Genomic DNA, 21,197 nt, shown 5'->3' with positions numbered 1-21,197 from the left:
CCGGGCCCATAGGTATGGGGGCCCGGGGCGGCAAGTGCGTTGGCAACGTTGGGTGCGTTGGCGTTACGCGGGGGAAGCGTGCCAGGTTGACTGGGTCCTGGGTCTGGGGTCTGGGGTCTGCCGGGCCGAGCGGCCCGGCTCTTCTCACACCAGGTGTGACACGGCACGGTAGGCGGCGTCGAAGGCCGCATGGGTGTAACCGAAGGCCTCGGCATCCGAGTTGGCGATGGCTATCCGGCCGACGGGGCGGCGGGCCTTGACGTACGGCCGCTGGTTCTCGGGGCCGAACAACGCCGGGTCGTCCAGCGAGTTGTACTCATAGGAGTAGCCGTGCGCCCACCGGTTCACGGTGATGGCGGTGATGTCCTTGCCGGGATCGAATCCGTGAGCGCTCAGGGAGCGGGCCATGGAATCGCGGATCTCCCGCTCGAAGCTCTCGAACTGCATCCCGGCCAGGGCGCGCCGGCCGGCCTTGTGCTGGTTGCGGGCGGAGCCCGAGCCGGGCAGGTTCGGAGTCGCGGACAGGGAGATGACGGTCGGCAGTTCGGGGCGGTGCGGCATCTTGAAGTCGCCGATCTCCGTCACGGTGGGCAATCCGAAGCTGCTGAAGTAGAGCGACGGGGTGCTCACCCGGGAAACGCGGGCGTTGGCGAAGGCACGCCAGTTGCGCAGGGCGACCCGGGCGTACACGAGCGGCACCTTCACGCCGTAGCGCATCGCTTCGACCTGGTCGGCGGGCAGTTCGGGAACGATGTAGGAGGCGACCGAGTTCCAACAGGCCATCACGACGCCCTTGGTGCGCACCCGGTAGCTGCGCCCGTTCTTGGAGTAGCTGACGGTCGCGCCGTGGCGACCCTCGTTGCGCACCTGGAACGCCGTGCTCGACAGCCGGATGCGGACGGGGGAGTCGGAGTCGTCGAGGTTGGCGTAGCGAGCCGTCGCCGTGGGCGCCTCCGTCCAGTCCAGGCGGCGCTCCTTGAAGGCGTGCGGGACCAGTTTGCTGACCAGCAGCCGCGCCAACGTGGCGTTGCCCTCGGGGAAGTAGTAGTTGCCGTCGCCCTCGGTCGCCGCGAGTTGCATCAGCGGGGTGAACCCGGCACCCGGCCAGGGTGTGCTCTCCAGGTTGAGGCCGTTGAAGCCCGGCTGACCCGTCGCCCAGGCGTCGGCCGAGGCGACTCGGTCGACGTCGACTCCCCACAGCCCGTTGGTCCCGCGCTTCATGATCGCCAGAGCGTCGGTGTCCATGCCGATCTTCTCGCGCAGATATGTCTCGTACGGCATACGGGCCAGGGTCGCCTTCTTCTGGGCGTCTGTGAGGCCCGGAAGGAAGTCTTCGGTGGTGGTGTACAGCCGGACGAGCGCGGCCCTGCTCGCGTCGCTCATCGGGAGTTTGGTGACGTAGGACGCCCAGGATTCGCCGGACTCCCGGATCACCAGGCGGTCCTTGCCCCAGCGTTCCGAGTTGAAGAGGGTGCCGCTGCGCAGTGCGTACTGCTGGTAGGCGTTGGGTTTCACCGTTGCCTCCAGCGCCTTGAGGTCGACGCCGAGGTCCTTGGTCACCAGCCTGTACGCCTCGCGGGACCAGGTGCTGGGGGTGTCCATGTTCACGGTTCCGCCGTTGGAGAGCAGCGTGTGGCGGCCCACCCGGAACTCGTTGCGCCGTGCGTGCCCGCCGAAGTCGTCAAGTGCTTCGAGGATGAGGATGCGAGCGCGCGGTCCAACGGCCTTGCGGTAGAAGTGCGCTGCCGCCAGGCCGCTCAACCCTCCGCCGACAACGACGAGGTCGAAGGATTCGCGAGTGTCCTTGATGCTGCCCGGTTTGAAGTCGCCGTTGCGCACCGAGTGGGCGACGTCGAACGACCCGGGCTCCTGGCCTCGCAGACCCGTCTCCGTCGGCGGGTACTGGGTGTGCCCGCCGTGTCCGTGGCCGTGACCAGGGCCACGGCCATGAGTACCCGGTGCGGCCTGCGCGACGCCGGGCACTGCCGCTGCGATCGCCACACCGGCGGCGCTGACCGCCACACCATCCATGAAGTCCCTGCGGGTGATCTTCCGGGTCATTCCGAGCTCGCGATCACTGAATCTGGGCATGCCCAACCCCTACAAGAGATGTGCGGATTCCGGACCTGGATTGCTAGTTGGGCATGCTATACCGCAGATATGCGGCTTTGTAATAACTGAATTCGTTGTTCCATTGGCATTCTGATGCGAAATCAGTTGCCGCCCCCTGCTGGGTGGCTCGGGGCGCCCCATACCGGCGGCCGCGGACCCTCCTTCTGCTGGGCGACCGGGAGGCACCAAAGCGCACCGAGACGGGCGCCGCAGCCACTGTCCTCGGCGACCAACAGCCCCGACCAACAGCCGGACAGCCCGCTCACGGGCGGTCCAGCAGAGCCAGGGCCCCCATCTGTGCCGCCGGGCCCAGGGCGCGCCCGTCCGGCTCTCCACGGACGCGGACGGCATAGCTGAGAGGCGGTGCTCAGTGGGGGCGGCGAGCAGGCCCCCTGGTGACGGTGGGCGGGACTGTCGCGGAATCTCGTCGCTGTCGCTGTCGCTGTCGCAGTTGCGTTGGTGTCAGTGTCAGTGTCGGTGTCGCAGTTGAGTGCGAGTCGGTCGGTACTGGCGGCGACCACCAAGCCGGGGCGCCAGCACCCACAGAGGACAGGAGTACCGGCCACCCAGCCGCCATGCCCCGCACCGTCGCAGTACTAACCTGGCCCCATGCTCAACAGCGCCCGCCTGCACGTACTACTGGAGATCGCCCGCAGAGGCACCATCGTGGCCGCAGCACAGGCGCTCCATCTCAGCCCCTCCGCCATCTCCCATCAGCTGGCCCGGCTGGAACAAGAACTGGGGGTGGCCCTCGTCGAACGGGCACCCCAGAGCCTGCGCCTGACGGCGGCGGGGCAGCGGTTGGCCGAACACGCCCAGGCCATCGCCGATCTGATGGCCGTCGCCCAGGACGATCTGCGCGGACACTCCGCCGGTGAGGCAGGACTGCTGCGCCTGGGCTTCTTCGCGTCATCGGGTCTGGAGCTGCTACCCAGAGCGCTCTCGGTCTTCGCGGCACAGCGCCCCCAGGTAGAACTCGAACTGATCCTCGGCCAGCCGCATGAACTCCTACCGGACCTGGAAGCCGGGCGACTCGATGCCGCGGTCGTCTTCGAGCATCCACTCGACCCCTGGTGCCGACAGTCGGCCGTGGACGTGGACATGTTCTTCGACGAGCCGCAGCTGGTCGTCGTACCCCTACGGCACCGGCTCGGTCAGCGAGCGGCGGTTCGGCTGGCACAACTGGAGGGCGAGACCTGGATCGGGACCCGTGGCGCCGCCACCGGCGAGCCGGTGCTCGAACGCGCCTGTGCGGCCGAGGGGTTCCTTCCCCGAGTCCGCTGCCGCAGCGACCACTACCAGGTCACCATCAACCTCGCCCGCGCCGGGATGGGCATCGCACTGGTCCCCGCCCTCGGCATCGGGGACACGGCCGGGGTGCATGTCTGCCGGCTCGACCACCCCCAGTTGCACCGAAGGATCGGGGTTGCCACCCGGGCCACCAACCGCAACCCGCTGCTCCAGGCGTTTCTCACCGATCTACGGGCGGCCGCCGACGAGGTCGGCTCGCTTCTGGAGGCCCAGTGGGCCTAGGTACCCTCGGCGGCGCTGCCTCGGACGCTTGCGGCCTCCTGGGAACGAGGTGATCGGTGCGGGGCCCAGCGCCGCATTCCTTGCGCTGCTTCGGCGGCTTGCCACACCCCACCCGTGGAAGACCCCCACCGTGCCTTCATAGCCGCCGAGAGACTGACACTCCGCGGACCTGCCACAGCACGGTCATCGGGTGGCACGCAGAGCGCACCCCGCCAGCGTCCGGCCGACATCGCGGATCGCATGCACCGCCGCCCGCTCCGTACTGGAACCGAGCGCCGTATCCCAGTGCGCCACCACCGCGTAGGCAAGCCGTCGCGTCCCGATGATGACCCCCGTGTCGGCCCTCGTACCCGGATCGGTTCCGGTCTTGTTGGCCACCAGCAGCCCGCCGGCCGCCGGCGGGCCGGGGAACGGCGCGTAGGGATCGTGGGCCACCAACGCGGGCACCAGACCGTGGTCGGTGTTGGCGCGCATCCAGCCCAACAACCGTGCCGATGCCTGAGACGAGACCATCGTGCCGCGCACCGCGTGGGCCATCAGGTGTGCCAGGTCCCACGCTGTGCCGGTCGCGAAGACGGGCGGCACATCCGGGCCCCGGACATCGCGGACCACATCGTGCAGAGCGAGCTGTCGCAGCCCCAGCTTCCCGGCCAACGCGGCGGTGGAATCCAGCCCAACGGTCCTGAGCAAGGCGTTGGTCGCCGTGTTGTCACTGACCGACGCGGTCAACCACGCCAGATCCTCAACCGTCCAGACACGCCGGCTCAGCCGGGAGAGCAGGCCGGTGCCACCCACCGCGTCCTCGTCGGTGATCGTCACCGGGGCTTGCGAGCGCAGCTCGCCCGAGTCCAGTCGACGAGACACCTCGGCGAGGAGTAGCGCCTTCGATGCCGAGGCGACCGGTAGCACCACATCGTCGTCGACGCCCACGATCTCGCCGTCGTCCACATCGACGGCCGCCACCGCCAGGACCAGCGGTAGCGCTGCCGAGCTCCGCGCGGCGGCGGCCACCCTTGCCAGACTCATCGCACCCTCACCACTTCGCCTGCCCGAACCCCGGTCGCAAGACCGTCACGCACCGCGATCCGCCCCGCCACCACGACGGTGCCGACGCCCGTGGGCCCCAACAGCGGACGGTCGAAGGTCGCCCTGTCACCAACCGTGTCCCGATCGAAGACGACCAGATCGGCGCGGGCACCGTCGGCCAGCACACCGCGCCCGGTCAGCCCGAAACGCCGTGCGGGTAGCCCGGTCATCTTGTGCACCGCACCTTCCAAGGACAGTAGTCCCTGTTCACGGCCGTAGTGCCCGAGAACCCTGGCGAAACTGCCCGCCCAGCGGGGGTGGGGGCGGCCGGGCTTGGGAACACCGTCGGAGCCGATCATGGCCAGGGGACTGGCCAGCACCCGGCGTACGTCGTCCTCATGCATCGAGTGGCTGATGATGGTCACCTCGCCCCGCTCGGCGAGGAGCAGATCACATACATAGTCCACCGGATCAATGCCTCGCTCGCCGGCGAGGTCGGCGATTCGCCGGCCTTCCGCCTCCGGCCGTGAGGGAGCCGCCGCCACCGCGATCAGATCCCAACCGCCGTTGCCGACGGTGTTCTCCCAGCCCAGCACGCCCTGGGCGATGTCCCGACGGATACCGTCACGCACAGTCGGCTGAGGCAGCCGCTCCAACATGGCGCCGACACCGCCCTCGCTCGTCCACGGCGGCAGCATGGCGTGCAGGACCGTACTGCCCGCCGTGTACGGATAGACATCGCACAGGACGTCGACACCCTCGGCGCGGGCACGCTCCAACCGTGGCAGCGTCCGCAGCGTGGCGCCCCAGCCATGACGCCCCGCCGTTTTGTGATGGGAGATCTGCAGCGACGCGCCCGAACGCACCGCGATCTCCAACGCCTCCTCCAGCGCGACCTCCACCTGGGACATCTCATCGCGGAGATGGGTCACATACGGTTTGCCATGACGGGCCGCGACCTTCGCCAAGGCGATGATCTCCTCGGTCCCGGCATAGGTGCCGGGCGGGTAGATCAGCCCGGTGGAAAGCCCCGCCGCCCCCTGCCCCAACGCCTGATCCAGCAGCTCGCACATCGTACCCAGCTCATGTGTGGTGGGCGGCCTGGCGTCGAAGCCCATCACTCCCGCACGGAGGGTGCCATGACCCACCAGCGAGGCGATGTGGGTGGTGCGCAGTGCGGGGTTCTGTCCGGCGGCGAAGGCATCGAAGTCCACCGCGGGCGGAACCGTTCCCAGCCCGAACGACACCCTTATGTGCTCGGTGAGTTCCGGCATGAGCTCGGGCAACGAGGGGAACAGACTGATACCGCAGTTCCCACTGATCTCGGTGGTGACGCCCTGGAGCAGCGGCGCCAACCTCAGCTGTTCGATCGCGCCCGCGCGGTCATCGGCGTGCGGCGCGGCGAGTGCGTCGGAATGGGTGTGCACATCGACAAAGCCGGGTGCGACGATCTGCCCGGTCGCGTCGACCACATCCGTTGCCCGCTCATCGCGACCTGAGGGAAGTACGGTGACCCGCCCGGCCCGCACACCGATATCGGCTCTGCGGGCGGGAGCTCCCGTGCCATCGACGACGGTGCCCCCGCGGAGGAGGACATCGTAGGGAAGGCCCATCACAGAACCGTCGACAAGAAGGCCTGAGTGCGTTCATGGCGCGGCTGGGTGAACAGTTCATCGGGACGCCCCGCCTCCACGACGGCCCCTTCGTCCATGAAGATGACGCGGTCGGCGACCTCGCGAGCGAAGCCCATTTCATGAGTGACCACGATCATCGTCATACCGCTGCGGGCCAGATCGCGCATCACACCGAGGACCTCGCCGACCAGCTCAGGATCGAGCGCCGAAGTGGGCTCGTCGAACAGCATCAGCGTCGGCTCCATGGCCAGTGCCCTGGCGATCGCCACGCGCTGCTGCTGCCCACCGGACAACTGGGCCGGATAGTGATCGGCACGATCCGCCAGCCCCACCCGGTCCAGTAGTTCACTCGCCTGTCGCTGCGCATGAGCCCACTTCAACCCCTTGACCGTGACGGGCCCCTCCATCACGTTCTGCACCGCGGTGCGGTGCGGAAAGAGATGGAACCGCTGGAAGACCATGCCGATCCGCTCCCGTTGCCGGCGGACATCGCGCGGCCGGCGCTCCCGCAGCGTCCCCTCCGATGCGCCGTGCTGCTCATAGCCGATGAGTTCGCCGTTCACCCAGATACGGCCGGCGTCGATGCGCTCCAGATGGTTGAAACAGCGCAACAGGGTCGACTTGCCCGATCCCGAGGGGCCGATGACACACAGCACTTCCCCGGGGCGGACTTCGAGATCGATACCTCTCAGTACCTCGATGTCACCGAACTTCTTCCGCACTCCGCGGGCTCGCAGTACCAGATCAGTCACGCTGCTGCCCCCTTGGTGGTGTGCCCGGGTCTGAGGTTGGCGAGGACCCGGCGGCGCACCGGTGTCGTGCCGGGGTTGTACCGGCGCTCGATGAAGTGCTGGGCGACGCTCGCGACCGTGGTGAGTACCAGGTACCAGATCGACGCCACCATCAGCAGCGCGATCACCTCGAAGTTCGCGAGATAGAGGTGTTGGGAGACGGTCATCAGATCCGCTCCGGCGATGACCGAGACCAGGGATGTGGTCTTGAGCATGGAGATGAACTGATTGCCGAACGGGGGGATGATGACGCGCATCGCCTGCGGCAGGATGATCCGGGTGAGGATCTTCCGGTTCGACATGCCGATGGATTCACCGGCCTCCCGCTGGCCGGGGTCCACGCTCTGGATGCCGGCCCGTACGATCTCCGCCATATAGGCGCCCTCGTTGATGGACAGACCCAGCAGTGCCGCGACGAATCCGGTGATGACCATGTTGGTCTGCCACTCGATGAGCTTGGGCCCGTCGAACGGTATGCCGATGCTGATCACCGGGAACAGCAGGGCCAGGTTGAACCAGAAGATGAGCTGAACGAGCAGGGGCGTGCCCCGGAAGAACCAGGTGTAGGCGCTGGCGATGATCCTGAGCACCGGGCTCTCGGACAGTTGCATCACGGCGATGACGACCCCGATGACAATGCCCACCACCATGGAGATGAGGGTGAGCTGCACCGTCACCCACAGACCGTTCAGGATCACACCGTCAAACTGGTACTCGGCGATCACATCCCAGTGCAGATTGGGGTTGATGATCACGGTGTAGGCCAGCCACACCGTGAAGAGTGTGGCCAGCGCGACGGCGACCCAACGGCCCGGCCGGGGCCGTCGAGTCACCCGCAGCGCGAGCTCGCCCCCGCCAGGCTCGACCACTCCGGCCTTGCTGACATCGGTTGTCTCCGTGTTCACCGCGGAACTCACTGTCCGTCGTTGATGGTGGCCTTGGGCACGGCGCTGCCCGCGACCCCGTAGGAGTCGAGGATCTTCTTGTAGCCGCCGTCATCGATCAGATCCTGGAGGGCCTTCTGCACGGCATCACGCAGACCGCTCTGGTTCTTGGCGACGGCGATGCCCCAGGGCGCGGCCCCGTACTGTGTCGGTACGACCTCGTACGCCTTGTTCTTCTCGGCGAACATCTGAGCAACGGGGTAGTCGACGATGGTGGCGACGGCCCGCCCGCTCTCCAACTGGAGGAGGCCGGTCGGTGCGTCCTCGCTCTGCGAGATGCGCATCTTCTCGGTGCACTTGGCGTTCTGCTGCTGCCCGATGTCGAGGTTGGAGCTTCCCTTGGCGAGGACGACGGACTTTCCGCACAGGTCCGCGAGGGTCTTGATGCCCTCGGGATTGCCGCTCTTCGTCATCACCACACCGCCGGTACGGAAGTAGTCGACGAAGTCGACGGCCTGCCGCCGCTGGGCGCTGTCCGTCATGGACGACATCACCAGATCGAATCGCCCGGACTTCAGCCCGGGGATGAGCCCGTCGAAGGCGGCGTTGGTGAGCTGGAGTTTCAGCCCGAGTCGGTCGGCGACGGCCTTGGCCAGATCGGGATCGACGCCGGTCAGCTCGGTGGTCCCGGGCTTGTACATCTCCATCGGCGGATAGCCGACCGCGGTGGCCACACGCAGGGTGCCGCTCTTCTTGAACTGAGCGGGCAGTAGTTCCGCCGCGGTCTTTCCAGCGGCCGGCTTACTCCCGGACGAGGTGCTGCCTTGGTCGGAACGGCCACAGCCGGCGGTCGCGAGAGTGACCGCCAGCACGGCCACACAGCTGAGACGTCTGAGATTTCTCATGGGGTTCTCCCTCACACGGTGACGGTGCGCCGATGCTGGCAGCAGGGAACCGGTGAATGGAAGATGATGAAGCTATTCCTGTCTGAGCATCGAAAAAAGTGTTGCTCTCGGGCGGGTGGGACGCGGTCCGGTGAACGAGTCTGTTGTGCCCCGGTCCAGGTGCCGCGCAGGGTTCCTGAGGGGTCGCCCTGTGAAGTGGGCCGTCCCCTCAGACGGCGGGTGGGCTCGTCACCGAGGCAGCCAGGACGCCCGCCCCACGGGAGCATGGGCACCGCGCCCAGGCGGGAGGTACCCGTCGGGCAAGGGCGAAGCACCGCCTGATGCGCGCGCGGCACTGTTCAGCGGCGCGCCAAAACCCCGCCCCAGGGCCCAAGGCCCGGTGCGGGGTATGGGTCATACGAGGCGGTCATGCTCGACGAGGGGGGCCGGACGCAGCCGGCCCCGGCCATCGTCGTTCAACGAGTGTCGCGACAGCCTCACTGACGGGGCGACGGAGGCCACATCTGCTGCGGAAGCCCCCCGGACAGCGGCGTCGCCAACCGCATCACCTGCTCCAGCTCCCGCAGTACGCGCTCGGCCTCCCGGCGGACCTGAGTAGGCACATCGCCGAGCTCCCCTATGAGCCGGTCGTAGATCGGCGCCTCCTGCCACACGGGCAACCAGTCCTCTCCGCACACGAGTTTCGCTCCCGTGGCCGGGAGCAACTGCTGAGTCTACGGTGCCGACGGCCGATTCGGTCCCCGGTCCAGTGAGCGGGATGCCGAGATATCCCGACTCACCCCCCTCGATCGGGCACAAGCCATCAGCTGAATGTGTTGGTCAACCGTCCCGTCCCCGGTGACATCGAATACGCCGGGTGCAGGCTGACTGGCGGCCGGCGGCGACCTTCCCGCGGCCATGGCAGACTGCTCCTCAAAGGGCCTATGAACAGGGGAGGTTGTGGGAGTGAGCGAGTCGCGGTCCGCTCCCACCGTTCTGCAGATGGTCCTTGGCAGACGGCTCCAGAAGCTGCGCAGAGCCGCGGGCATGACCGCACAGCAAGCCGGTCAGCACCTACGCCAGGCCCACACCACCGTCACGCGCATCGAGCGCGCTGAGGTCGCGCTGAAGTATGTGACCGTGGCCGCGATGCTCGATCTCTATGGCGTCAGCGCCAAAGACAAAAGGGAGTTCCTCGATCTCAGCGAGAAGGCGAATGTCTCCGGGTGGTGGCAGAAGTACCGCGATGTGCTCCCAGACGTCTTCAGCCTCTATGTGAGTCTGGAGGCGTCAGCCGCCCAGATCCGCACCTATGAACCACACTTCGTCCCGGGCCTGGTACAGACCGAGGATTACGCCCGAGCCGTCTTGCGGCTCGGCTTTCCCCGGGTGGATCTGCGGGAGCTGGATCGACGCATCGCCCTCCGCCAGGAGCGCCAGCTGGTACTCAGCCGCCCCGGCGCTCCCAAGCTCTGGGTGGTCATGGACGAGACGGCGCTACGGCGTCCTGTTGGCGGACCGGAGGTCATGAAGGGGCAGATCGACCGTCTGCTCGACACCTGCGATCTGCCGAATGTCGCACTCCAGCTCGCCGAGTTCCGTGCCGGCGCCCACCCAGGGGCATACGGGCCGTTCGCCCTCTTCCGCTTCGACGGCTTCGACTTTCCCGATGTCATCTACTGCGAGAGCCTGACCCGCTCCTCCTACATCGAGGAGCCGACGGAGGTCTCGGTGTACCGGGAAGTCCTCGACCAGATGGTCATCAGAGCGACCCCACCGCGGACGACCAAGGACGTTCTGTACCGCATCCGTAAGGAACTCCCCTAGCGTGGGGACGTCGAGAAGCCGACTCGAACCGCCGGGCCGGGCGGTCACACCGCCCGGCCCGGCGGATCCCCTCAATCAGGAGGGCTGGGCCGGAAGCTCACCCCGCACCCTGATGGCAGCGGCGACCAGATTCTCCAGGGACGCTCGGGTCTCGGGCCAGCCGCGGGTCTTGAGACCGCAGTCTGGATTGACCCAGAGCCGCTCGGCCGGGAGGGCGGCGAGACCCTTGCGCAGGAGGCTGGCTGCCTCGTCCACGGTCGGAACGCGTGGCGAGTGGATGTCGTACACCCCCGGACCGGCCTCACGCGGATACCCATGGGCAGCCAGCTCGGTCGCGACCTGCATATGCGAGCGGGCCGCCTCCAGACTGATGACATCGGCATCCAGATCGTCGATCGCCTCGACGATGTCACCGAACTCCGCGTAGCACATATGTGTGTGGATCTGGGTGTTCGCGCGCACCCCACTGGTGGTGAGCCGAAACGCCTCGGTGGCCCACGCCAGATAGCCGGGACGGTCGGCGCCCCGCAGCGGCAGGGTTTCGCGCAGCGCTGGCTCATCCACCTGGATGACCGATGCTCCCGCCCGTTCCAGATCGCCGACCTCATCACGCAGCGCGAGCGCCACCTGGCGGGCGGTCTCCCCGAGCGGTTGATCGTCCCGGACGAACGACCAGGCCAGCATGGTGACCGGCCCGGTGAGCATCCCCTTGACCGGTCGATCGGTGAGTGACTGGGCGTAGGTCGTCCAACGCACGGTCATCGGCTTGGCGCGGGAGATGTCACCGGCGAGGATCGGCGGACGCACATAGCGGGTGCCGTACGACTGCACCCAACCGTGCTGGGTGGCGAGGTAACCGGTCAGCTGCTCCGCGAAGAACTGCACCATGTCATTGCGCTCTGGCTCCCCATGCACCAGGACATCGATTCCCACGCGCTCCTGAAAGGCGAGGACCTCCCGGATCTCCGACTCGATGCGCTCCTCGTACGCGGCGATGTCGATGCGTCCGGACCGCAGCTCGGCGCGAGCGGTACGCAACTCCGCGGTCTGCGGAAAGGAGCCGATCGTGGTGGTCGGGAGCAGGGGCAGACCGAGTTGTTCCCGTTGGGCCTTGGCCCGCTCGGGATAGGACTGGGGACGGCGGCTGTCGGCGTCGGTGACGGCCGCGGTACGGGCGCGTACGGCCGGGTGGCGGGTGATCGCCGAGGTGGTGCGGGCCGTGAGATCGGCTCGGTTGGCCGCCAGCTCGGCGGCGATGGCCTCCGTACCTTCGGTGAGCCCCCGGGCGAGGAGGGTGATCTCGGCCGTCTTCTGACGGGCGAAGGCGAGCCAGCGGGCGATGTGAGGATCGATCTCGCTCTCAACCGACGCGTCGAGGGGAACGTGCAGCAGCGAGCAGGAAGCGGCGACATCGACCCGGTCAGCCAGACCGAGCAGGGTACCGAGGGTGGACAGCGACTTCTCCAGGTCGTTGATCCAGATGTTGCGACCGTTGACGACACCGGCCACCAGTCGCTTGCCGGCCAGCCCACCGGCAGCGGCGAGGTCCCTCAGGTTGGCGGCCGCCGACTCGGTGAAGTCCAGCGCGAGGCCCTCCACCGGGGACTTGGCCAGTACGGGGAGCGCCTCACCCAAGCGGTCGAAGTAGGAGGCGACGAGCACCTTGGGCCGATCGGTCAGCGTGCCGAGGGCCTGGTAGGCACGGGATGCCGCGTTCAGTTCAGCCGGGGAGCGGTCTTGGACGAGGGCGGGCTCGTCCAGCTGCACCCAACTTGCGCCCGCCGCCCGTAGATCGGCGAGGACCTCCGCGTACACCGGAAGCAGTCGGTCCAGCAGTGTCAGCGGGTCAAACCCCTCGTCAACACCGGGGGCCGGCTTAGCGAGCAGCAGATAGGTGATCGGGCCGACCAGTACCGGCCGGGGGGAGTGACCCAGCGCCAGTGCCTCCCGCACCTGGGCCACCTGCTGGGAGGAGTTCGCGGTGAAGACCGTGTTCGGGTCCAGTTCCGGCACCAGATAGTGGTAGTTCGTATCAAACCACTTGGTCATCTCCAGGGGCGCCACATCCTGGGTGCCTCGCGCCATGGCGAAATACCCGTCGAGGGCGTCGGCCGCCACGGCGGCCCGGTGGCGGTCGGGGATCGCGCCGACCATGACACTGGTGTCCAGAACATGGTCGTAGTAGGAGAAGTCGCCGGTCGGCACCTCGTGGATACCGGCGTCGGCCAGTTGCTGCCAGTTGCTGCGCCGAAGGCCGGCTGCCGCCTGCTGGAGGGCATCGGCGCTCACGCGCCCCTTCCAGTAGCCCTCGATGGCCTTCTTCAGCTCTCGGCCCTGCCCCTGACGGGGATAGCCGTACACGGTGGCCCGTGCCGCCGCGACTGCGGACTTGGATGTCACAGAACTCTCCTTCGCGAGCATGTCGTCCGACATGTCCCGGTGACGGGAGAGGAACGCAAAGGTATGACGAACCGACCGACCGGACCATTTCCGCGTGCTGGGACGCGGCCATCCGTTCGATCTACGTCGACCCGCCCTCGAAGGTCACCGGAACAGCGGTCCGCGCACGATGGACGTACGCGGGCAACGGGCAGGTCTTCGGACTCGCGGGCACATCTGCCGGGGCAGACACCTACTGGCCGTCGCTTCCCAGGCCCGACGGGCCCAGTGCGTATGACGGCGGTCGTTCCCACTCACCGCTGCGGGGCAGTCCCGGATTCCCACCGGGTTCCCTCTTGCGACGCGCCTGCCTGGCGGACAGGGCGAACCAGTTGCCCTACCAGACTAGAGGGACCGGCGCCTACGCGGATACCACTGTTCACATTCCGGAATCCGAGAGGGGACGGCGATCTGTTCCACCGCGTGCGGACTGCGATCCTCCGCAGGGTCCCCGGCAGCTGGCCCGTCGCGTGGCCCGGACGAGTGTCAGTGGTGCCGCCTAGAGTTTTCAGCAGTGGGAGCCGGCGGATCGGACCGCGGTTCCACCCAGGGGAGGGGTCTGCTGTGTCTGGTACCACCACGTATCTGGAGCTGTCACAGGATGGCGAAGGAGCGCACAAGTTCTATGAGGTGACCGTGGCCGGCACGGTCGTCTCCGTGCGCTACGGGAGGATCGGCGCGCAGGGTCAGTCCCAGGTCTCGACGTTTCCCACGGTCGAGAAGGCACAGGCCGCAGCCGCGAAGAAGGTCGGGGAGAAGGTCCGCAAGGGATACGCGCCCGCGGTCCAGGGGCAGCGGGCCGCGCGCTCGGTGACCCGTCGTCAGGCCACCTCCGCGCCCTCGACCGCCCACTCGGTCGCCCCCGTGCTCTGGAGGTTCCGCACGGGTTCCGCGGCCTTTGGAATCCATATCGACGAAGACCGCTGCTGGGTGGGCAACCAGGCCGGCGATGTCTACACACTGAGCCACGGCGGCGATGTGCTCGCTCGCTACGCGCTGCCGGACGGCGTCAAGTGTCTGGTCGCTGACGACTTCTGGATTTACGCCGGATGCGACAACGGCACGGTGTACGACCTCTCGTCGAAGCTGCCCTTCGGGGCCTATGACATAGCGGCCGACGTGGACATCTTCTGGCTGGACATTCGCGAGGGGGTGCTCAATGTCTCCGATGCCCAGGGCGGGCTGACGGTCATTGACCATGAGGATGAGCACCAGTGGTCGCGCAAGTCCGCCGGAAACCACGCTTGGATGGTCCGGGCGGACGAGCGGGGTGTCTACCACGGTCACCAGAAGGGGGTGACCGCCTACGCACCTCATGGCGGCGGCGAACTCTGGCACACCCCCACGACAGGAGGCGTCCTCTTCGGCTGGCAGGAAGACGACTCGGTGTACGCGGGGACCAGCCGCCATGTGGTTCAGCGGCTGTCCAAGGCGAAGGGCGTGGTCGAGGCGACCTATCGCTGTGACACCTCGGTCTACTCCTGCGCGACCGCGCCGGGTGGGGCCTATGTCTTCGCCGGTGACTCCTCCTCGTCCGTGTACTGCTTCGACGCTGAGGGCAATCGACTGTGGAAACTGGGCACCGGCGGTGGCTCGGCGCTGTCCATGCAGTATCTCGATGAGCGGCTGTACATGGTCACCACCGACGGTTCACTGGTCTGTGTGGATGCGAGTACCGCGGCCATAGCGGCAGCACAGCAAGGCACGGTCCCCTTGGCACGGGACATCAAGTCGGCCGCCGCGATGACCGCCTACACCCCGGCGGCCTCGCCGACCGAGGTGGCCACCGTGGTGGTGGCACCTGCTGGAGGGGTGGTGGTGCAGTGCGTCCAAGACGCCGGCCGTATGCGGGTACAGGTGGTCTCCGAGGGCTTCGACCCCTCTTGGAACGTGCAGTTCCCGCGGGGCATCAGAGAGCCGGGCGCCCGCTATGTGGTCGATGCGCTCCACCCTGCCTCGGGTGGGTTCTACCGGGTGCGCGGTGAGATACGCCGATTGATCTGAGGCATCTCGCATCGCGGTCGGATCTCCGGATGCCGGGGAGCCGATCGGTTGGGGGCGATAGGGCGCGGCGGAGTGCGCGCCCTTGATCGTCCGCCGTGGTTGGTTGGCCGACCCGTCACCTCCGCGGCCAGACAGAACCTCGGGCCCATCAACCCTTTGACTGATAAACAGAGTCATGGAATCGACACCGTTGACCGCCATCGAAGCCAGACGGGTCTGGCCGTCCCTCCTCGCCGCCCGTGCCTCCTACCGGGCCGCGGTTTCACCCGCGTACGACGAAGTCCTGTGGGAGGTGGCCCAGCGAGCCGAGGACACGGGCAGCCTGGGCAAGGTCGACATCGGTGCACTCATGGTGTGGAAACGCCTCTCCGCCCGGACCGCCTGGGTGGCCGAGTTGATGGGGCTCCCGGACGTCCAGATACGTTCCATCACCGCCAGGGCAATGGAAGCGGTCCGTGAGATGGCCGAACCGCGTGGCGAGGCCGCCCGGAAAGGACGAAGCATCGTCTGGGAACTGCCAGGCTGCAGAACGGGAGACGCCCTGGCATCCACCCTGCTGACCGCCGCCGCTCCCCACCGTATGGCCGTCTACGACCGGCGCGCCCACCACGCGTTGACATCCCTGGGGCTGACTCTCACCGATGACTCCGGGCGCTACAGCCGCTATATGAACCTTCTGGACGGGCTCCTCACCCACGCCGACCCGCTCGCCGCCGACTGGACGGCACGGGAGATCGACATCGCCCTGTACTGGATCGGCACCTCCACCCCGATGCGCTGACCTCACCGGGGATCCTCAGCGGCACACATCGCTCTCCAGCCGTACTGACGGAAAAGTAAGGCCCGCGATGAGGCCGCCCTCTAGTCTGGTCCCGGTCCACCAGAGGGCGACTTCACCACCGATCAGGGGGAGTTGTCCGCTCACGCTTGGTTTCGTGGCGGGCGCCGGCGGAGCCGTCGCAGGGTGTGGGCACGAGGTGCGGCCGATGAGTTGGCGCGTGTCCACGGGTGGCAGCCCGAACCCCACCCGGTGGGTGGGATCCAGGCATCTGGGAGCGTCCGCGACCGGGGAGGGACTGATCTGTTGAGCGTCTGCGCGGAGCATCGGCTGACCGGGATGAATCCGTATGCGTGTCTGGTGAGCACTTCTCACCCCCACCCGGATGGAACACTCCAGCGAGCAGCGAGGGAATCGAAGCGTATGTGCCCTGCTCGCACACGAAGGGAATCGGCAGGATCATACGATCAACTCTTGTGCGCTATCGATCAGATGAAAACCCTCGGAGCACGGCTCGCCGTCAGCACCGGCCGTTCGCCCGGGACCGCTCAGCGTCAGCTACTCCTGAACGGTCATCGGCGCCCGGTCTCTGCTCTGCTCTCCCGCCTCTAGGACCTGGCCGGAAAGCGGCGGTGGCGGCGGGTATGGAGAGGCAGGATGGGGCATGACCAAGCGCAACCGCGGTCGTGCGCATCCTCTCTCCGCCGTTCCGCCCCTCGACTCGGCTTCCGAGCAGCCGGCCAGCCCGGTGCCCGAAGGCTTCGACTACTACGGGGGAGCCACGGAGGTGGCGCGTGTCCTGGAGGAGACAGGGCTGACTCCTTCCCGGGCCGAGCGAAAAGGTCACTGGAGGGGTGGATTCTGCGCCGTGGAGGCAGTGCATCCAGACAGCTGGCCTCCCGGTGCGGAGCTCTGTGTCGAGGTCACCTACTACCCACCCGCTGAGTTCCGGCGTCCCCCGGGGAATGTGCCGGACCCGCCGGGCGCGGCGGAGCACCGTCGGGAGCGGCTGGCGCTGATAGCGCAGACCTTGCAGGAGTCGGGTTTCACCGCTGAACTCATTCAGCGCGACGGCTGGCCGGGCCGACAGTGGCTGCTGCGTGTCCATCGTGCCCAGGACGGTTCTCCGGCGGCGAAGTGACTCCTTGGACCTGGAGCGCCAGGAGAGCCGTGCGGGCCATGTGCACGGGAGAAGGCACTGGTGAGGCGCAGCCATCGGGCGCCAGCGATCGGGTGGGGAGCACCATCACCGGGCAACGACGGCACCGAACAGCCCGGGTGAACCGGGTGAGGGCTCGCAACGACCGTGGGGAACTCTCCCATGGTGGTGACGGTCCGGTGGCCCGGGCGGCGGAGCCCGTTGCCGTGCCCCGCAGTTCCGGGGACGGTGGAGATCGGGCTGGGGCGTGAGAAGAGCCGTGGAGCCTGAAGTGGGTCGGCGGCTCGGGCTGAAGCACGACCGCGTCCTGGCACAAGGAACCGTCTACCGTGGCGTGGGGCAGGACCCATCCAACGATCCGCGTATCCGGGACGCTGAATCCTGCCAGTAGTCGATCGCACCCTTGAGCGCGGTCCTGAACAGCGCGAAGTTGACCGGCTTGTAGACATAGCTGTCGGCTCCCGCCTGATAGCAGGAGTCGACTTCGGTCGGTGAGGTCGAGGGCGTGAAGACCACCACCGTGACCTCACTGAGATGGGGGTGCGAGCGAATGGCTCGCAGTACCGCATGCCCTTGGTGCTCGGGCAGATGAACGTTGAGCAGCACCAGACCGGGCAGGGTCGGCGCCGCTAGCAGCCGCTCGGCGATTCCGTCCTCCCGAGAGGCGAATTCCAGCCGCAGATGCGGATGCGTACGACTCAGGGCCTGCTCGATGGTCTTGGCGTCCTCCGCGGAGGGTTCCACCACGAGAATGCGCCTTCGGTCCACCCGCTGATGGTGCTGCTGTACCTCGTTCATCGAACCTCCTTCACAAAGGCGGCCAGCACGGCCACGTCGTCCTCCCCGCTGACCCGGAAGTCGACCCCGGCGTGCACCAGCCGTCCGGCCAGCCAACGGGGGTCGCCGGCGCCCTCCCGTGCCACAGCGCCGGGGAGCAGGTCCTCGAAGAACCGGCCGTCACGCGCCCGGGCTTCGGTCAACCCATCGGTGAAGAGCACCAGGCTGTCGCCCGGCCCCAGATCAACGGAGACCGAGGTGTACGCAGCGGACGACTGGACCCCCAGCAGCAGACCGCCGCACTCGACCCGCTCCACCCTGCTGCTCGCTCGCCGCACGAGTGGCGGGGGATGGCCCGCGTTGGCGACCTCGGCACGGAATCCGTCCCCTTCGGGCACCAGCGTGACCACGAGCGCGGTGACGAACCGCCGGGCCCTCTCCCGGTGGAGTGCCTGGTTCAGCCGGACCAGAGTGTGCGCGCCAGGGCTCCCGTCCTCCAGCAGGGTCCGTAGCGTATGGCGAGCGAGACCAGTCAGTGCCGCGGCTTCGGCTCCCCGGCCGCACACATCCCCGATCAGCAGAGCGATCCGCCCGCTCGGTCCGGGTATCGCGTCGTAGAAGTCGCCACCCACATCGAGCGAGTCGTCCGCCACCTCGTAGGCGGAGCTCAGGACCAGCCCGGGGGAGTGCGGAAGCTCCGCTGGCAGCAGATGTCGCTGCAACGACACCACATGTTGTCTTCGCTGCTCATAGAGGGTGCTGGTGTCGATCGCGAGGGCGGCACGGTTGGCGAGGTCGGCGAGGAAGCGGGGCATCTGGGTACTCGCGTCCTCATGGTGGAAGAGAAACGTCAGGGTGCCCAGAACCCGCCCGCGGGCCCGTAGCGGGTTGACGCTGAGCACTCGTACCGATGTGCCCACCCCTGCTGCCTTCGCGCCCAATGGGCCTCCCACCAGTGCCTTCCCACTGAGGATCAGTCCTCCTTCGCCCTCGACCGAACGCCGTAGCACTTGGGTGAGCCATGCGTCACCGCTTGCGGTGTCCGCGAGCCAGGACTGACGGTCTGCCGCGATGTGCGCGGATGCCACCGGCACCAGCCGTGGCCCCTGCCGCAGGTGCAGCAGACAGCCTTCGGCGACGGCGGGCACCGCGAGTCGTGCCACGCGCTGGAGCGTCTCCTCCACATCGAGGCTCGCGTCCATCTGCAACGACGCTTCTGCCAGGAACGCGTCATGAACCTGGCGCCGTTCGTGCTCGCGCTGAGTGACGATGCGTCGATTGCAGGTCGCGACGACCTCCGATGCCTGCCGCAGTCGCAGGGAAAGCGCCGGATCGGCGGGCTCCGCGGAGACGAGCCCGATCACCAGGGAGGCCCAATCCCCCGCGTCCAGGGCGAAGACGCATTCCACAACCCGCTTGGCGCCCACTGCCCGCAGCAACTCGGCCTCCGGCCAGCCGGCGGCGAGATCGGCGGTGTCATGTTCCCGGACCCGAGTCCCCGAGCCGGGGGCACGGGCTGCCGCCTCGGCACATCCCTCTTGATCCGTGTCCAGGAGCGCGGGTGGGGAATCAGCCGTGCGCAGACCACGCATATATCGCAACTGCCCCCCGTGCCAGCGCGTACCCACAACCGTCAAGACGCCGGGGAACTCGGCAAGGACCGTGTAGAGGCGGCCGGCCAATGCCGTCACATCCTCGGCCCGGTCCGCGGCGGACCACAGTTCATGGAGGACTTCGGACCACCGTGCTGCCGATGTGCCGCAGTTCGTCACCTCAGTCTCGGGTTGCATAGAGTCACCTCCGCTTGGTCGACTGCCCGCGAACGCACTGGGGAACTCCCCCTGGTTTTGTCCTCTGTCCCGGTAGCACGGGGGTGCGGCGGCCTCAGCCCTTGTAGACTTGGGCGGTGTGCCAGTTGATGTGTGCACCATCGAGGACCGCGTCACCCGGACCGAGCAGCGGGCGCCCCGCCAGGGCGAACACCTGTGTACGGGCAGCCTCACCGTGCCCCGCGAAACGCTGGGAGACGATGATCCGCCGCTGAGGGGAGAGCCCCATCACTCCCTTGTCGAAGAGTCTGTGGTGCAGGGTGCACAGACAGAGGCCGTTGGACACCTCATCCGGTCCGTTGAACGCCCACCACCGCACATGGGCCGCCTCCAGACCCACCGCCACCTCACCCAGCCGTCCATCGAATCCGCAGAAGGCGCACTGGCCGCTGTACGCCTCAAGCACCCGCGCCCGCATCTTGACCGCACCACGACGAACCTGTCGCATTCCCAGGGCGTAGGCCACACCGGTCGAGCCGTCGGCTGACTGGACTTGCGGCTCCTGCGGCTGCAAACCGGTCGCGGCCACGATGTCCTCGAACAGCGACGGCGCGAAGTGGCGCTCCAACAGGATTCCCACCAGGCGTTCCAACAGCCCGGGGTCGGCCTCCAGCGCTGCCCGTAGTTCTGGGGCGAGTTCCCCTGCGGCTCCGCTCTCCCGCAGAGCACGCTCTCCCGTACCGGGACTGCCCTCGCCCTGCGCGGTCCGCACCACCCAGAGCCCGTCGCTCTGCAGGTGGTGGAACGGATACGCAGGGGTGGTCCGCCTCGCCGGTCCAAACTCGGCCAGCAGCCCCCGAAGGTCCCGCTCGACCGCCGAGTACCGCAGCGGCTCCGCGCCGTCCCGCTGGAATCGCGCTAGCGCGTACAGCAGCAGCAGGGGTTTGTGCGGGGCTCGCTCACCAGCCCTGGCCCACTGACGCAAGCCGCTGAACTGGCTGATCCACCGTGCCGAGGCATCCATCAGCGCAGCGTACCGAGCCGCGTCCGCACGGGCGGCGAGTGCCCGCAAACCCGCCCCCTCATGCGTTGTTGCGGAACAGGCGACGACGTTGGCCGGCTCAGGGACCAGCCGACTCCAGCGGCGGTTCCACGGCGGCAAGAGGCATCACGGTGCCGCCCGCTGAGGCACCGACGATGCGCGGGTCCTCACCAGCGAGCAGTGTCACCAGGGAGTACAACCTGGCCTGCGCTGCTACGCCAGGCCGGGATTCCGTCCAAGGCCAGACGCGCCACCCGCGCGGTAGCGAGCGCGGGGGCTTCCCGGTGGAGGGGTGCGGCAACGGCCGGCGCGATGAACGAGGGCGACAGCCCTCGTTTCCGGCCGGCCCGTTGAGCACCAGGTCCGACCGAAGGCGCGTGAGAAGGGTGGGGAACCGCCCGGGATGGCCGCGGAGATCCCATCGCGCCTGGGGAACTCGCCCGGTGCACGGCGCTCCCGGAGTCCGTACGGATCAGCCGGACCGGACCAGTCGTACGGGAATGGGCGGACGAAGACCCCTCGCCCGGAGGATGGCCAT

At 67.8% G+C, this 21,197-nt stretch carries 16 protein-coding genes and 1 riboswitch; of the genes, 5 read left to right on the top strand and 11 right to left on the bottom strand.

Features of this window, described 5'->3' with window-relative positions; all coding sequences use genetic code 11:
• Nucleotides 1-144: 144 nt before the first annotated feature.
• Complete coding sequence (locus NBG84_RS16220) at nucleotides 145-2,091, bottom strand: flavin monoamine oxidase family protein (RefSeq protein WP_250920160.1); 1,947 nt, start codon at nucleotides 2,089-2,091, stop codon at nucleotides 145-147.
• A 630-nt stretch (nucleotides 2,092-2,721) separates the two neighbouring features.
• On the opposite strand from NBG84_RS16220, the gene NBG84_RS16215 reads away from it, so the two are divergent.
• A complete protein-coding gene (locus NBG84_RS16215) occupies nucleotides 2,722-3,645 on the top strand; it encodes a LysR family transcriptional regulator (RefSeq protein WP_250920159.1) in 924 nt (307 codons plus the stop codon).
• A 183-nt stretch (nucleotides 3,646-3,828) separates the two neighbouring features.
• Here NBG84_RS16215 and NBG84_RS16210 read toward each other — a convergent pair whose 3' ends face one another.
• The 6 genes from NBG84_RS16210 to NBG84_RS16185 form a co-directional block, all read right to left on the bottom strand.
• Nucleotides 3,829-4,671: a serine hydrolase gene (locus NBG84_RS16210; RefSeq protein WP_250920158.1), complete on the bottom strand. Its 843-nt coding sequence runs from the start codon at nucleotides 4,669-4,671 to the stop codon at nucleotides 3,829-3,831.
• Nucleotides 4,668-6,284: an N-acyl-D-amino-acid deacylase family protein gene (locus NBG84_RS16205; protein ID WP_250920157.1), complete on the bottom strand. Its 1,617-nt coding sequence runs from the start codon at nucleotides 6,282-6,284 to the stop codon at nucleotides 4,668-4,670. Before NBG84_RS16205 ends, NBG84_RS16210 begins: the two co-directional genes overlap by 4 nt.
• Complete coding sequence (locus NBG84_RS16200; protein WP_250920156.1) at nucleotides 6,284-7,057, bottom strand: amino acid ABC transporter ATP-binding protein; 774 nt, start codon at nucleotides 7,055-7,057, stop codon at nucleotides 6,284-6,286. Before NBG84_RS16200 ends, NBG84_RS16205 begins: the two co-directional genes overlap by 1 nt.
• Nucleotides 7,054-8,001 carry an amino acid ABC transporter permease gene (locus NBG84_RS16195; protein WP_250920155.1) on the bottom strand — a complete coding sequence of 316 codons (948 nt, stop codon included), beginning with the start codon at nucleotides 7,999-8,001 and terminating at the stop codon, nucleotides 7,054-7,056. The genes NBG84_RS16200 and NBG84_RS16195 overlap by 4 nt, the downstream gene beginning before the upstream one ends.
• A gap of 8 nt (nucleotides 8,002-8,009) precedes the next feature.
• On the bottom strand, nucleotides 8,010-8,885 hold the full coding sequence (locus tag NBG84_RS16190; RefSeq protein ID WP_250920154.1) for an ABC transporter substrate-binding protein: 876 nt from the start codon (nucleotides 8,883-8,885) through the stop codon (nucleotides 8,010-8,012).
• A 476-nt stretch (nucleotides 8,886-9,361) separates the two neighbouring features.
• Nucleotides 9,362-9,562 (bottom strand): hypothetical protein, encoded by a 201-nt coding sequence (locus NBG84_RS16185; protein ID WP_250920297.1) that lies wholly within the window; start codon nucleotides 9,560-9,562, stop codon nucleotides 9,362-9,364.
• 304 nt (nucleotides 9,563-9,866) lie between these two features.
• Here NBG84_RS16185 and NBG84_RS16180 point away from each other — a divergent pair, with 304 nt between their 5' ends.
• A complete protein-coding gene (locus NBG84_RS16180; protein WP_285366848.1) occupies nucleotides 9,867-10,691 on the top strand; it encodes a helix-turn-helix domain-containing protein in 825 nt (274 codons plus the stop codon).
• 75 nt (nucleotides 10,692-10,766) lie between these two features.
• On the opposite strand, the gene metE is transcribed toward NBG84_RS16180, so the two are convergent.
• Nucleotides 10,767-13,091, bottom strand: a complete 2,325-nt coding sequence (metE, locus tag NBG84_RS16175) for a 5-methyltetrahydropteroyltriglutamate--homocysteine S-methyltransferase (protein WP_250920152.1) — start codon at nucleotides 13,089-13,091, stop codon at nucleotides 10,767-10,769.
• A 172-nt stretch (nucleotides 13,092-13,263) separates the two neighbouring features.
• A riboswitch (cobalamin riboswitch) is annotated at nucleotides 13,264-13,478 on the bottom strand.
• A gap of 216 nt (nucleotides 13,479-13,694) precedes the next feature.
• Between metE and NBG84_RS16170 the strand changes: the two genes are divergently transcribed.
• The 3 genes from NBG84_RS16170 (at nucleotide 13,695) to NBG84_RS16160 (ending at nucleotide 17,053) form a co-directional block, all read left to right on the top strand.
• Nucleotides 13,695-15,134: a WGR domain-containing protein gene (locus NBG84_RS16170; RefSeq protein WP_250920151.1), complete on the top strand. Its 1,440-nt coding sequence runs from the start codon at nucleotides 13,695-13,697 to the stop codon at nucleotides 15,132-15,134.
• Between the two features lie 175 nt (nucleotides 15,135-15,309).
• A complete protein-coding gene (locus NBG84_RS16165) occupies nucleotides 15,310-15,915 on the top strand; it encodes a hypothetical protein (RefSeq protein WP_250920150.1) in 606 nt (201 codons plus the stop codon).
• 661 nt (nucleotides 15,916-16,576) lie between these two features.
• Nucleotides 16,577-17,053, top strand: coding sequence for a hypothetical protein (locus NBG84_RS16160; protein WP_250920149.1), 477 nt, complete (start codon nucleotides 16,577-16,579; stop codon nucleotides 17,051-17,053).
• A 342-nt stretch (nucleotides 17,054-17,395) separates the two neighbouring features.
• Here the strand turns inward: NBG84_RS16160 and NBG84_RS16155 are convergent, their stop codons facing one another.
• From NBG84_RS16155 to NBG84_RS16145, 3 genes are all read right to left on the bottom strand, one after another.
• On the bottom strand, nucleotides 17,396-17,869 hold the full coding sequence (locus NBG84_RS16155; protein WP_250920148.1) for a response regulator: 474 nt from the start codon (nucleotides 17,867-17,869) through the stop codon (nucleotides 17,396-17,398).
• Nucleotides 17,866-19,638 (bottom strand): PP2C family protein-serine/threonine phosphatase, encoded by a 1,773-nt coding sequence (locus NBG84_RS16150; RefSeq protein ID WP_250920147.1) that lies wholly within the window; start codon nucleotides 19,636-19,638, stop codon nucleotides 17,866-17,868. The genes NBG84_RS16155 and NBG84_RS16150 overlap by 4 nt, the downstream gene beginning before the upstream one ends.
• A 94-nt stretch (nucleotides 19,639-19,732) precedes the next feature.
• Nucleotides 19,733-20,641: a phosphorothioated DNA-binding restriction endonuclease gene (locus NBG84_RS16145; RefSeq protein WP_250920146.1), complete on the bottom strand. Its 909-nt coding sequence runs from the start codon at nucleotides 20,639-20,641 to the stop codon at nucleotides 19,733-19,735.
• Between the last annotated feature and the right edge of the window lie 556 nt (nucleotides 20,642-21,197).

Source organism: Streptomyces albipurpureus (genome assembly GCF_023701525.1).
Classification (GTDB): Bacteria; Actinomycetota; Actinomycetes; order Streptomycetales; family Streptomycetaceae; genus Streptomyces; species Streptomyces albipurpureus.
The sequence above is the reverse complement of the archived record's forward strand: the minus strand, read 5'-3'. Positions and strand labels throughout refer to the sequence as shown.